Origin of the sequence: Nitrosospira multiformis ATCC 25196 (assembly GCF_000196355.1) — a bacterium.
GTDB classification, from domain to species: Bacteria; Pseudomonadota; Gammaproteobacteria; order Burkholderiales; family Nitrosomonadaceae; genus Nitrosospira; species Nitrosospira multiformis.
Genome location: NC_007614.1, coordinates 780,708 through 794,251, shown reverse-complemented (window position 1 = coordinate 794,251; position 13,544 = coordinate 780,708). Strand labels below are relative to the sequence as shown.

Here is a 13,544-nt window from a genome sequence, read left to right as displayed (position 1 = left end):
GGACCGCTACCCCTGGGTTTTCAGGGCAGCCCGCAGGAGACGTACATGAATCTGTCCCATCCGTGGCACCCTTTCAGCCGTTCATCTGCCGCCGCTGTCATCGCTCTAGGCACAGCCCTCATCCTGATTTCTTTTTCCGGCTGCAAAAAAGCACCCCCTGCTCCAGCCCAGACTGTCCCCGAAGTGGAAGTGATTACCGTCACCACGCAGACTGTTCCCGACGAGCCTGAGTTTATCGGGCAAACACAGGCTTTTCGTCCCGTCGAGATTCGCCCGCAGGTAACGGGAATAATCAAGAAAGTTTTTTTTACCGAGGGAACGAACGTCAAGAAGGGCAACAAGCTTTACCTGATCGACCCGGTGCCCTTCGAGGCGGCCTATTTCAGCGGAAAGGCGAGAGTCGCGCAGGCCCAGGCCCGCCTCGTTCAGGCAGAGCAGGAAGAAGCGCGCGTAAAACCTCTGCTAGAGGAACAGGCTGTCAGCCGCAAGAGTGTCGATGACGCAATCGCCGAAACGCTTGCCGCCAAAGCAGGACTGGAGGCGGCGCAAAGCGACTTGATCAGGGCGAAATTCGATCTGGATAATACGATCATCACGGCCCCGGTCAACGGGCGGATAGGACGCAGCCATTTCTATGAGGGGCGCCTGGTATCCGCCCAGACAACTCTGTTGACCACCATCGACCAACTCGATCCCATGTACGTCAATGTCAATGTTCCCGAAAGCTATCTTCTCAGAAGGCGGCGTGAACTGGCGGAAAAGAAAGTGCAAAGGCCGGATATCTTCCAGTTGCGGGGAGTGATCACTTTTTCCGATGGGAGCGTGTATCCGCAGGAAGGCGTGCTCGATTTCTCCGACGTATCCATACGGCCGGAAACCGGTACGCTGGAGGGAAGATTCACGTTTCCGAATCCGGAAGGAAGCTTTTCTCCCGGACAATCCTATTTTTATCCGGGGCAATTCGTTCATGTCCGCGTCAAGGGTTATATCCGGACAGATGCCATCCTGATTCCGCAACGGGCTGTGCAACTGGGCCCCCAGGGCTCCTTCGTCTATGTCGTCGATGCCGAGAGCAAGGCGCAGTCCAGACCCGTCACGGCCAGTTCCTGGCATGGCAAAGACTGGTTGATCGAAAACGGTCTTCGCCCCGGAGAGCAAGTAGTCGTGGAAGGATTACACAGGATTCAGCCTGGAAGCCCGGTGAAGGCCATTCCGTACAAGGAGGAGCATCCAACGGGCCCCGGCGAGCCCCAGAGTGAAGCGGGCGGGAAATCGGCATGAGTTCCCGCTTTTTTATCGATCGTCCAATTTTCGCATCCGTCCTGTCCATCATTATTGTGGTGGTGGGACTCGTTGCGCTGAGAAACCTCCCAATTGCGCAGTTTCCGGAAATCACGCCGCCCATGGTGCAGATCGATGCCGATTACCCCGGGGCGAGCGCGGAAGTTGTTGCGGAATCTGTCGCGCGCCCCATCGAGGTCCAGCTTCCAGGTATCGATAATCTTCTTTATTACGAATCCACTAGCTCGAACGACGGGCACATGACCATGAAGCTCACGTTCGAGATCGGAACGGACGTGGATATCGCGCAGGTCCAGACGCAGAACAGGCAGCGCCTAGCCGAACCGCAACTTCCGGACGAAGTCGTGCGCCAGGGTATAACCGTGAAAAAAACGTCGCCTGATCTTCTGGCGGTCATTGCCCTGAGTTCTTCCGACCCGCGGCACGATACCATTTACCTCTCGAATTATGCCTTGCTGCGGGTTCTCGATAACGTCAAGCGTCTTCCGGGCGTAGGAGATGCCATTATCTTCGGCAGCCAGAATTACTCCATGCGGCTGATCCTGGATCCTGTCCGCATGGCGCAACTGGACCTCACTCCCACCGATATCGCGGCGGTGGTCCGCGAGCAGAACCGGGATTTTCCCGCCGGCAGGATAGGACGGGAGCCTTCGCCGAAAGGAACGGAGCTTACCATCCCGGTCATTACCCAGGGCCGCATGAGCGAAGTGAAGGAATTCGAGGATATGATCGTAAGGGCGTATCCCGACGGTTCCATGGTGCGATTGCGGGATGTAGCGAGAGTGGAGCTGGGTGCGCAATCGTATGATCTGGAAGGGAGATGGAACGGAAAGCCCAACACCTTTCTTCTGACCTTTCTGGCCCCCGGCGCCAACGCGCTCGATACGGTTCACCGGGTACGCCAGGAAATGGACAAGCTCGCGCGCAGTTTCCCCGCCGGCGTCTCCTACGACATACCCTATGACACTACCATATTCATCGAAGTTTCCATCAAGGAAGTCCTGAAGACGCTGGTCGAAGCAACGCTTCTTGTCATACTGGTCGTTTTTGTTTTTCTGCAAAGCTGGAGGGCAACGATCATTCCAGCGGTCGCGGTTCCTATTTCACTGATCGGAACCCTGGCCGGAATGGCAGCGCTTGGATTTTCAATCAATACCCTTACCCTGTTCGGCATGGTGCTTGCCATCGGGATCGTGGTGGATGATGCGATCGTGGTGGTGGAAAATGTCGAGCGGCATATGCGGGAGGGGTTGCCGCCCAGGGAGGCGGCCAGGGTGGCCATGGATGAAGTGGCGGGCCCCGTCATTGCCATCGTCCTGGTGCTGGGCGCGGTGTTTGTTCCAGTCGCTTTTCTGGGCGGAATCACCGGTGAATTGTACAAACAGTTTGCGATTACCATTGCCCTGTCCGTCGCGATATCGGGTTTTGTGGCGCTTACCCTGAGCCCCGCGCTCTGTGCGCTTATTCTCAAGCCGGGGCATGGGGAGCCCGCAAAGTACTGGAAGCTGTTCAACCGCTCGTTTGACTGGATGCAGACACGCTATACAAATGGCGTCGGAATGGTATTGAAACGATCCATGATCGCTCTCTGTATTTTTGCCGTGATGATATTCGTCCTCCTTGGCTTGTTCAGAACGATCCCGGGCAGCTTTCTCCCGGAAGAAGACCAGGGCTATTTCATTACCGTTGTCCAGTTGCCGGACGGAGCCTCCAAGGAACGCACGATTGATGTATTGAGCAAAGTAGAGCAATACTTCCTGTCGATTCCCGCGGTACACTCAACGGATGCGCTGGCCGGCCAGAACTTCGTGTTCGGCACGCGGGGAGCGAATCAGGCGACGATGTTCGTTCCGCTGCAGTCTTGGGACACGCGCAAGAGTGCCGGGGAGCATGTCACCGGCCTTATCGCATCCGCCTTCCAGGAGTTTGCAAAGATACCGGAAGCACTGATTCTTGCCTTCAATGCCCCATCCATCAGAGGCCTGGGTTCCACCGGGGGTTTTTCCCTGCAGGTACAGGATCCGAGCGGGGGCGATTTCAAAGAGTTTGCCGAGATTACGCAGAAATTCGTCGCCAAGGCTGTGGAACATCCTGCTATCGCTGCTGCCAGCACCAATTTTCGCGTCAGTGCCCCCCGGCTTTATGCCCGCGTTGACCGGGAACGCGCCAAAGCGCTGGGCGTGCCGATTTCCGAAGTCTTCGACAGCATGCAGGCTTATTTCGGCAACCTGTATATCAACGACTTCGTGAAATATGGTCGTATCTATCGCGTCCAGACGGAAGCGCAGCCTCAGTACCGATCAAGGCCGGAGGATATCGAGAAAATTTACGTGCGTGCGCGGAACGACAAGGGCCACGTCATGATTCCACTGAATTCGGTGATCACCACCGAATTCACCAGCGGACCTGATCCCGTCACCCACTTCAACGGATTCAATTCCGCACTCGTGCTGGGCGGCGCCGCTTCCGGCTACAGCTCGGGGCAGGCCCTCGATGCGCTGGAACAGATCGCAGATGAGATATTGGCGCCAAAAGGTTATACGATCGACTGGAGTGGAATATCCTTTCAGGAGCGCCAGGCAGGAGGGAAATCGGTTCTGGTATTCGCCTTCGCCCTGCTCATGGTCTTTCTGGTGCTGGCCGCCCTTTACGAAAGCTGGTCAGTTCCGCTCGCGGTGATTCTTGCAATTCCGTTCGGAATTTTAGGCGCATTACTGGCTATCTGGGTTCGCGAATTGACCAACGACATCTATTTCCAGATCGGGCTGGTGACATTGATCGGATTATCCGCGAAGAACGCCATCCTGATCGTGGAATTCGCCAATCAGCGTTATGCGAACGGGGAGCCTTTGCTCGACGCGGCGATGGAGGCCGCCCGGCTACGTTTCCGTCCCATTATCATGACCTCCATGGCTTTTATCCTGGGGGTGTTTCCGCTGGTGATCGCTTCCGGCGCAGGGGCCGCCAGCCGGAATTCCATCGGGACGGGTGTTTTCGGGGGGATGCTGGCTGCGACCTTTCTTGCCATCTTTTTCGTACCTCTCTTTTTCGTAGTAATAAGAAAAATGACGCATCGGCGCGGACAGCCAGAGGTTCGAGCATCCCATGCGGCGCCGGATAATTCTCCTTCCACCGTCGAAGACGAATAAACATCCTGGACAGATAACATTCCTGCCGGCAGCATTCCATGCTGGAATGGCTGCGGGGGAAAGCTATCGCCAGGCTTCAGCCGCTCTTTTGTGTGACATCGGCATCAATCCGCGAGCCTCTTTCAGCAGAAATTCCTTGAATGCCTGGGCAACACTGGAGAGCCGCTTGTGCTTTCGATGAACGATATGCCAGTAGCGCATGATGGGAAAATCCTCGACGTCGAGAATCTTCAGCCGTTTTGTTTCCAGTTCCAGCTCCACCGTGTGCAGCGAGGTGATGCCCAGACCCATGCCTGCCTGGACTGCCTGTTTGATCGCCTCGCTGGTGTCCGTTTCCATTCCCTTGCTGAGCGAAATATGGTGCGATGCGAAAAAACGCTCCATCGCGCCGCGTGTACCGGAACCCGGCTCCCGCACCAGGAATGTTTCCTGCTCCAGGCGTTTCACAGGGATCCTCTCCATCCTGCACAACGGATGGTCCGGCGCCGCAATGACGACCAGAGGATTCTCCATGAAAGATTCGGCCGCAATATCCAGGTCTTCCGGAGGCTGTCCCATGATGGCAAGATCGATCACGTTGTCGGACAGTTGCTTGAGGACGGTTTCGCGATTGGAAACATTGAGGCTGACGGTAATGTCCGGGTAGCGCTGACAGAACTTGGCCAGCAGATGCGGGGCAAAATAGTTGGCGGTACTGACCACCGAAATATTGAGCCTGCCTCGTTCCAGTCCTTTCAATTCATCGAGCGCCAGCTCCATGTCTGACAGTTGCTGAGAGATGGCACGACTGTAATGATAAAGTTCGCGCCCCGCATCGGTCAGGTAGATCTTTTTGCCCATCTGCTCGAACAACGGAAGTTCCACGGTGTCTTCCAGTTGCTTGATCTGCATGGAAACTGCCGGCTGGGTAAGATGGAGTTCCTCGGCTGCACGGGAAAAACTCAGATGGCGGGCAACCGATTCAAAAACTTTTAACTGCCGCAGTGTGATATGCAGCATATTCCCTCATGGTTTCATGGGAGAGTGAAAATATATAAGCATAATCTTATCATAACAATCAAAACATGTGACTGTTATTTATAGTAATATCGATTACAATTCTTTTTGTAGCACCTTTATCTACCCTTATGAGGAGAACTGCCATGAGTGAAGCAATTACCGGCGCCGAGCGATACAAATCTGGCGTAATTCCCTACAAGAAAATGGGTTACTGGGAACCTGACTATGTACCCAAGGATACCGACATTATCGCCATGTTCCGTATCACCCCCCAGGCAGGAGTGGAGCCTGAGGAAGCCGCAGCGGCGGTAGCCGGTGAATCTTCCACCGCGACCTGGACCGTTGTGTGGACCGATCGGCTGACCGCGTGCGAACTGTATCGCGCGAAAGCTTTCCGTACCGATCCCGTGCCCAATACTGGCGAAGGCACCAAGACTGAACAGCAGTATTTCGCCTACATCGCCTATGATCTTGATTTGTTCGAGCCGGGTTCCATCGCCAACCTGACCGCCTCCATCATCGGCAACGTGTTCGGCTTCAAGGCTGTGAAAGCTTTGCGTCTGGAAGACATGCGTATCCCGGTGGCTTATCTGAAGACTTTTCAGGGTCCCGCAACCGGTATCATCGTGGAGCGCGAGCGTCTCGATAAATTTGGCAGGCCGCTGCTGGGCGCGACGACCAAGCCGAAACTGGGGCTTTCCGGCCGCAACTATGGCCGCGTGGTATACGAAGGACTCAAGGGTGGTCTCGACTTCATGAAAGATGACGAGAACATCAACTCGCAACCCTTCATGCACTGGCGTGACCGCTTCCTGTACTGTATGGAAGCAGTCAACAAGGCTTCAGCCGCTACCGGCGAAGTCAAGGGCCACTACCTGAACGTTACCGCCGGCACCATGGAAGAGATGTACGAGCGCGCGGAATTCGCCAAGTCGCTCGGCTCCGTCATCATCATGATCGACCTGGTGATCGGCTATACCGCCATTCAATCGATGGCGAAGTGGGCGCGCAAGAACGACATGATTCTGCACCTGCACCGTGCCGGCAACTCCACCTACTCGCGCCAGAAGAACCATGGCATGAACTTCCGTGTCATCTGCAAGTGGATGCGGATGGCGGGTGTAGACCATATCCATGCAGGCACTGTCGTGGGCAAACTGGAAGGCGATCCCCTCATGATCAAGGGCTTCTACGACACCCTGCGCGACCGTCACACACCGGTAAGCCTGGAGCACGGACTGTTCTTCGAGCAGGATTGGGCTTCGCTGAACAAGGTCATGCCGGTTGCTTCGGGCGGTATCCATGCTGGCCAGATGCACCAGTTGCTGGATTACCTCGGCGAAGACGTGATACTGCAGTTTGGCGGTGGCACCATCGGACACCCGCAAGGCATTCAGGCGGGCGCGGTCGCCAACCGGGTCGCGCTGGAGGCAATGATCATGGCGCGCAACGAAGGGCGCGACTATGTGAAGGAAGGTCCTCAGATTCTGGAAGAAGCCGCCAAGTGGTGCACCCCGCTCAAGCTGGCGCTGGATACATGGAAGGACATCACCTTCAACTATGAATCCACCGACACCGCCGACTTTGTGCCGAGCGAAACAGCCAGCGTTTAATCGTATCAAGGAGAAACCATATTATGATGACCAATTTTCAAAACCGTCTCACGCAAGGGCAATTTTCTTTTCTGCCCCCGCTGACGGATAAGCAGATTTCGGCGCAAATCAAATATGCGCTGAAGAACAACTGGGCTATCGGAATTGAATATACCGATGATCCGCATCCCCGCAACACGTATTGGGAAATGTTCGGCAACCCGATGTTCGACCTGAAGGACCCCGCGGGTATCCTGCAGGAGATCAACGATTGCCGCAAGACCTATCCGAACCACTACATTCGTGTTACGGCTTTCGATTCATCGCGCGGTGTGGAAAGCCCGGCGATGTCCTACATCGTCAACCGTCCGAAGAACGAGCCTGGTTTTGGCTTGGTGCGTCAGGAAGTGGATGGACGGCAAATTCGCTATACCGTCCATTCCTACGCAACGGAAAAACCGGAAGCAGAGCGGTACTGATGGCTGCCTCCCCTTCCTTCCCGGGAGGGGAGAACCAATTTGGAAAGGCAGCAGGTGCTTTAACGGCCTGTTGTCTTACTTGATCCTGATTTCTCTCATAACCCGATGTAAGGCCGTTTTCCGGTAAACCAATAACCGAGGCACGAGTCTAAAATTTTATTTCCTTTTGGGTGGATCAAACGTGACAACACAACTGAAAGAAACTCCCCCTTCCGATACCAGTTCCATTAATCTGGAAGCCGAGTTTCAGGCTTCCAATATCAAGGAAGTGCTGGATAAGCTTGACCGTGAGCTGATTGGCTTGAAGCCGGTAAAAACCCGCATTCGCGAAACTGCAGCCTTGTTGCTCGTGGACCGCGTCCGCAAGAAACTGGATCTCACCGCCGGCGCGCCCAGCCTGCACATGTCTTTCACCGGCAATCCAGGCACCGGGAAAACCACGGTCGCCCAGCGTATGTCCGAGATATTGCACCGCCTGGGGTATGTGCGTGAAGGACACCTTGTTTCCGTGACCCGCGATGACCTGGTGGGCCAATATATCGGTCATACCGCCCCCAAGACCAAGGAAGTGATAAAGAAGGCCATGGGGGGGGTGCTGTTCATCGACGAAGCCTATTACCTCTACAAACCCGAGAATGAACGGGATTATGGCGCCGAGTCGATCGAAATCCTGCTGCAGGTGATGGAAAACAACCGGGATGATCTGGTTGTCATCCTTGCTGGTTACAAGGACCGCATGGACAAATTCTTCCGCAGCAACCCTGGCATGCGCTCGCGGATAGCTCACCACATCGATTTTCCCGATTATTCTCCGGATGAGCTGGTGGCTATCGCCAAGCTTATGCTGGCGGCACAGAATTACCGTCTCAGCGCAGAAGCGGAGAAGGCCTTTGGCGAATACATCCGGTTGAGGATGAAAATGGAGCATTTTGCCAATGCGCGTTCCGTACGCAATGCCCTCGATCGCGCAAGGCTGCGTCAAGCCAACCGTTTGTTCGAGGGAGCAAAGAAAAACCTGTCACGCACCGATCTGATCACTATCGAAGCGGAGGATATCCGGGCAAGCCGTGTATTCGTGGAAGGTGCTGTTGATCTGGATGGAGATGAGGGGGCAAGCCGGGAATTATCCGAGGAGTCGGTATAGAGCGCTTTCCACACCGCGTCCATGACTCAGCCGGTATTAAAAGCTTAGCAACTTATCATTGCAGTATTGATCAAACAGGGCGCCCGGTTGGGCGCCTTTTTTTATCCGCTTATCTGAACCCGCTCCTACCTGATCCGGTATCTCACCAAACCGGCCTTGAGAATTATAGAAGCGCCATGAACATGGGTATTTACTCAACCAGTGCTGAAATCCGGGTTATACCATCAACCATCAGGCGCGCCGAAAAGTGTTTTGCAGTATCTCCGCCATACAATATATGCGGGTTTGAGCAATCCAGCGACCAGATGGATTCACAGAAACCAAATAAGATGAATTAGCCTCCCCTCCTCTCCCATATCTTCGCTAATTCAAAAACTCCGGATGGTCCATCCTCCTTAATGAAACCTGTTGAACTTGGTCGAAACAACGTCTGAAGCATCAATTGTCGATCCGTCTCCGTGATCCCCTTATCTATAGCCAGCAGCGCCAAGTAGGTCTTACACATCGTCACACGTTCATGAGCATCTGTTCGCAGGTGTAGATTTGAAATGAATATCTTGCTGCAAATCCGGGTCAACCAAATTCCTGCCGTAGATATTGCAAACAAGATACTTAAATGTAAAAGAGGAATTCGTCCAATATCTGCGTGTGAAAATTGATAGGCCGCACATATAAAGCAGTAAATAGCTGCCCCAGCTACGAACAAGGTAACTACAGCCATACAGCACAAGACCCATCGATGATATCTTAGCTTAGCCTGCCAGTAATTAACCGGTTCCTTCAGCCCGAGTTCACTGCTGAAGGCCGTTTTGATACTTTTCAGATCAACTTCTAGCTGATTCTTATGGCTTTCATAATCGGTACTTTGTTGATTCAGTAGCACGCTCGCTTCCCGCTTTAACGATTTAACTTCACCGATTAAAGTAGCTAGGCTATTGTTCTGGTTATCTGCAGCTTCCTGATTTTTACTGCGCTGCTCCTGAAAACTGGCATTCCATTTCGCCGCCAATGCTTCCAACGCGTGCGCTTGTGATTCTACTGTTGCGGTACTTCCTTCCCGATAGCGCAGCACCCAAAACATGCCTTCCGTTGCATCATTAGTAGAAGGAACATCCAAATCCATCAAGAAACACAACGCATAAGCTGCCACGAGATCTGATCTTCTACGACGCAAGCCGAAGATGAACTCCATCTCCGATGAGGACGACAGGAGTATTTCTTCTGCCTTAAGTTCACCCAATAATGAGTTTTTGTGAGCTTGAATTGTTTTTTCCAGCTCTTTCTCATCATGAGCATGGCTTTTCCAATCAGCTATAAGCTTGCTTATTGCAGCATGCCATCCATTTATTTTCCCCCATAGCTTCTCCAAATAATTACGGTCATGAGTGACATCAGCAAATGTGACTTTTTGAATCCACTCAAATTTATTGCGCTCATCTGCAAACCATTTTTGGAGTTCTTCTATGTTGTGAAACTCCTTTTGATAAGGAGGGCGTCCCAGAGCTATGGAAATTGCAGATTTGGATTCGCTCAAAAATTCACCTCTTATGTTGTAGTTGCATCAACCTTTGTCTTGCTTAACGACAAAGCATGGTCAGTCCTGCAATAAGATTGCCAGATAATGTTATTTAATTAGCTTCTCATGAGAAAAAGCATCATTTTTTTTTGGATTGCTTTAGCCATCCGCCAAGGGGATGGAATTTAGCTTAGGCAGTGCCAAAGAAGCCTGTGGAGAGCCGGAATTATGCTTTATGCCTTAAAAATATAGGCTTGGCTTCTGGCTTGCAGGATGCGCAAATCCATTCTCAAAACGCCCCGCCATTATCCCGTGATTCGACGATATCTAGCCAAGGGCGCGTTATACTCCTTCTGAACCCTTATCATCTGGAATTCAACGATGCGCCCTACCCGTCTGGAAAAGCCGCCCATCAACCGGAACGACTGGAAGACCGTCCGTACGCTGCTGCCTTATTTATGGGAATTCAAAGGCAGGGTAATGGCGGCAGTGGTATTGATGTTCATGGCCAAGCTTGCCAGCGTGGCCATACCGCTGGTACTGAAGGAAATTATCGACGCGCTTGACCGTCCCCGCGCCCTGCTGGTCTTGCCGGTTCTGTTGCTGTTAGCGTATGGCCTCCTGCGTTTCTGCAGCACACTCTTCGGAGAGCTGCGTGATGCCGTGTTCGCCAAGGTGACGCAGCGCGCCATTCGCCGCGTCGCAATCAGGGTGTTCAGCCATTTGCATGCGCTGTCGCTGCGCTTTCATCTGCAAAGGCAGACGGGAGGCATGTCGCGGGATATTGAGCGGGGAACCCGCGGTATTTCATTTCTCCTCAATTTCATGCTGTTCAATATCCTCCCGACTCTGCTGGAAATCAGTCTCGTTGCCATCATCCTCATCTCCGGGTACAGCATCTGGTTTTCCGTGATCATCCTTGGCACGCTGGTAGCCTACATTGCGCTCACGCTCATCGTGACCGAATGGCGAATGATTTTTCGGAGAACCATGAATGACATGGATTCAAAAGCCAACACTCAGGCAATCGATAGCCTTCTGAACTACGAAACAGTCAAGTATTTCGGCAATGAGTCCTGGGAAGCGCGGCGCTACGATGAGCACATGCAAAAATGGGAAATTGCGGCGGTTCGTAACCAGACTTCTCTGGCCTTACTCAACTCGGGGCAGAGCGCCATCATAGCAATAGGAATAACTGCACTGTTGTGGCTTGCCGCCGACGGCGTGATTCAGGGGTCCATGTCATTGGGCGATCTGGTGCTCGTCAATGCTTACATGCTCCAACTTTATATGCCGCTGCATTTTCTTGGATTCGTTTACCGGGAGATCAAGCATTCTCTGGCGGATATGGAAAAAATGTTCAATCTACTGGCAGAGAATGAAGAGATCCAGGATAAACCGGGTGCAGCAACCCTTATTGCCGGAAACGCCCCCGTACGCTTCGAAGCGGTAAATTTCAGTTACGAACCGAACCGTCAGATTCTGTTTGATGTCAGCTTCGACATTCCCGCCGGCTCCAGCGTTGCAGTGGTGGGCCATAGCGGATCTGGCAAATCTACCCTCGCACGGTTACTCTTTCGCTTTTACGATGTCAGCAGCGGACGCATCCTGGTAAACGGACAGGATATCAGGGATGTTTCCCAGAGCAGCCTGCGAGCCGCGATCGGCATCGTTCCACAAGACAGCGTCCTGTTCAACGATACCATTTATTACAATATTTCCTACGGCAACCCTGAGGCGAGCCCGGAGGAGGTATTTGAAGCCGCAAGATCCGCTCATCTTCATGATTTCATTGAGAGCCTGCCGGACAAGTACCAGACGGTCGTGGGGGAAAGAGGGTTGAAACTTTCGGGAGGCGAAAAACAGCGGGTAGCGATAGCTCGCGCGATCTTGAAAAATCCCGGAATCCTTATCTTTGATGAGGCCACCTCTGCCCTGGATTCAAAGTCGGAAAAAAGCATTCAGGGGGAGATGCGTCGTATCGCTGCCAATCGCACCACACTGACGATTGCTCACCGTTTATCCACTATCGTCGATTCCGACCAAATTCTGGTGATGGATCATGGCCGCATCGTTGAGCGCGGTACTCACCGGGAACTCCTGGCGATGAATGGAGCCTATACTTATATGTGGGAACTGCAGCAACAGGAAGAACAAACCAGACTTCAACTTGTAAGCGGCGGCCTGGGACACAGGCTATAATAGGAGGTTCGCGCCCAGGGGGAATGGATATTATGACATCTGGTTGACGCGAGTTGGAGTAAACCCGGGTCACGAAGATTGATCGCTTAATACACTATAATAGCCTCTATTTCTATCTCAAAAATTGCCATGCAGACAGCTTCTCTTTCTGTATTTCCTCAGTACTTATTGCCTAAACATGCGCTGACACTGCTGGCCGGACGTATTGCCAATGCTGAGGCCGGCAATCTCACCACGCTTCTTATCCGTTGGTTTGTCTGGCGCTACGGGGTGAATATGAATGAAGCGATTAACCCGGATATTCGCAGCTATCGAACCTTCAACGAGTTTTTTACCCGTCCGCTGCTTCTGGAAAACCGTCCGATATCTGATGCCGATTATGTTTGTCCAGCCGACGGCGTCATAAGCCAGCTCGGCGTCATTTCCGGCGACCAGATATTTCAGGCCAAGGGACACAATTATTCCGCCGCCGCGCTGCTGGGAGGGGATACCCGGCTGGCGGAAAAATTCTATGGGGGCAACTTTGCCACCCTGTATCTGAGCCCGAGGGATTATCACCGGGTCCACATGCCCGTAGATGCACGCGTGAGCCGAATGATCTATGTTCCGGGAGATCTGTTCTCCGTGAACGCGAAAACGGTCCGCGGCGTCCCGGGGTTGTTTGCACGCAACGAGAGGGTGATTTGCATATTTGAATCGGAATTCGGGCCATTTGCTTTAGTGCTGGTAGGCGCCACTATTGTCGGGAGTGTAGCCACCGTATGGCATGGAGTGGTCAACCCGCGGGATTCAGAAGGGGCGCGCGATGTACAGGAGTGGCGATATGACTCTGCGGATCTGGTGCTCAAAAAAGGGGATGAGATGGGCAGATTCCAATTGGGATCAACAGTGGTAATGTTATTCCCGAAAAACGAAATAGCGTTTAATCCCGCCTGGGCCCCCGGCCGAACCATACGGTTCGGGGAAACGATGGCGACCAAAGCTGATCCGGCCAAATAAAAAGAAAAGAGCATTCCTCATTTCCCTTCATTTCCCTCTTGCTGGCAAAGACGAAGGGCTGCAGGCGGAACTGAAAGAAGTGCTTTAAGAAGATACGGGAGGTGATGAGCCTCCCTGATCTCCAAGATGGCGCGCACGACCCGAAATGGAGTCGAGCGAGCA

Annotated in this window: 9 protein-coding genes; 7 read left to right on the top strand and 2 right to left on the bottom strand. The window is 53.2% G+C overall.

From position 1 onward, the window contains the following. The first annotated feature begins 45 nt into the window (after positions 1 to 45). Together NMUL_RS03635 and NMUL_RS03630 are read left to right on the top strand one after the other, a co-directional pair. Entirely contained in the window at positions 46 to 1,281 is a 1,236-nt protein-coding gene (locus tag NMUL_RS03635; protein WP_011380046.1) for an efflux RND transporter periplasmic adaptor subunit, read from the top strand. Then, on the top strand, positions 1,278 to 4,451 hold the full coding sequence (locus NMUL_RS03630) for a multidrug efflux RND transporter permease subunit (RefSeq protein WP_011380045.1): 3,174 nt from the start codon (positions 1,278 to 1,280) through the stop codon (positions 4,449 to 4,451). The genes NMUL_RS03635 and NMUL_RS03630 overlap by 4 nt, the downstream gene beginning before the upstream one ends. A 63-nt stretch (positions 4,452 to 4,514) precedes the next feature. On the opposite strand, the gene NMUL_RS03625 is transcribed toward NMUL_RS03630, so the two are convergent. Further along, positions 4,515 to 5,450 carry a LysR family transcriptional regulator gene (locus NMUL_RS03625; RefSeq protein WP_011380044.1) on the bottom strand — a complete coding sequence of 312 codons (936 nt, stop codon included), beginning with the start codon at positions 5,448 to 5,450 and terminating at the stop codon, positions 4,515 to 4,517. 143 nt (positions 5,451 to 5,593) lie between these two features. Here NMUL_RS03625 and NMUL_RS03620 point away from each other — a divergent pair, with 143 nt between their 5' ends. The 3 genes from NMUL_RS03620 (at position 5,594) to cbbX (ending at position 8,665) form a co-directional block, all read left to right on the top strand. Continuing rightward, a complete protein-coding gene (locus NMUL_RS03620) occupies positions 5,594 to 7,063 on the top strand; it encodes a ribulose-bisphosphate carboxylase large subunit (RefSeq protein WP_011380043.1) in 1,470 nt (489 codons plus the stop codon). Positions 7,064 to 7,086: 23 nt separating this feature from the next. Next, the gene (locus NMUL_RS03615; RefSeq protein ID WP_011380042.1) at positions 7,087 to 7,521 is read left to right on the top strand and encodes a ribulose bisphosphate carboxylase small subunit; all 435 of its coding nucleotides are present in this window, start codon (positions 7,087 to 7,089) and stop codon (positions 7,519 to 7,521) included. 181 nt (positions 7,522 to 7,702) lie between these two features. Further along, positions 7,703 to 8,665 carry a CbbX protein gene (gene cbbX / locus NMUL_RS03610; protein WP_011380041.1) on the top strand — a complete coding sequence of 321 codons (963 nt, stop codon included), beginning with the start codon at positions 7,703 to 7,705 and terminating at the stop codon, positions 8,663 to 8,665. Positions 8,666 to 8,999: 334 nt separating this feature from the next. Here the strand turns inward: cbbX and NMUL_RS03605 are convergent, their stop codons facing one another. Next, entirely contained in the window at positions 9,000 to 10,199 is a 1,200-nt protein-coding gene (locus tag NMUL_RS03605) for a DUF6161 domain-containing protein (protein ID WP_011380040.1), read from the bottom strand. A gap of 363 nt (positions 10,200 to 10,562) precedes the next feature. Between NMUL_RS03605 and NMUL_RS03600 the strand changes: the two genes are divergently transcribed. Together NMUL_RS03600 and asd are read left to right on the top strand one after the other, a co-directional pair. After that, complete coding sequence (locus NMUL_RS03600; protein WP_011380039.1) at positions 10,563 to 12,383, top strand: ABCB family ABC transporter ATP-binding protein/permease; 1,821 nt, start codon at positions 10,563 to 10,565, stop codon at positions 12,381 to 12,383. A 129-nt stretch (positions 12,384 to 12,512) separates the two neighbouring features. After that, the gene (asd, locus tag NMUL_RS03595) at positions 12,513 to 13,382 is read left to right on the top strand and encodes an archaetidylserine decarboxylase (protein ID WP_011380038.1); all 870 of its coding nucleotides are present in this window, start codon (positions 12,513 to 12,515) and stop codon (positions 13,380 to 13,382) included. Positions 13,383 to 13,544: the final 162 nt, after the last annotated feature.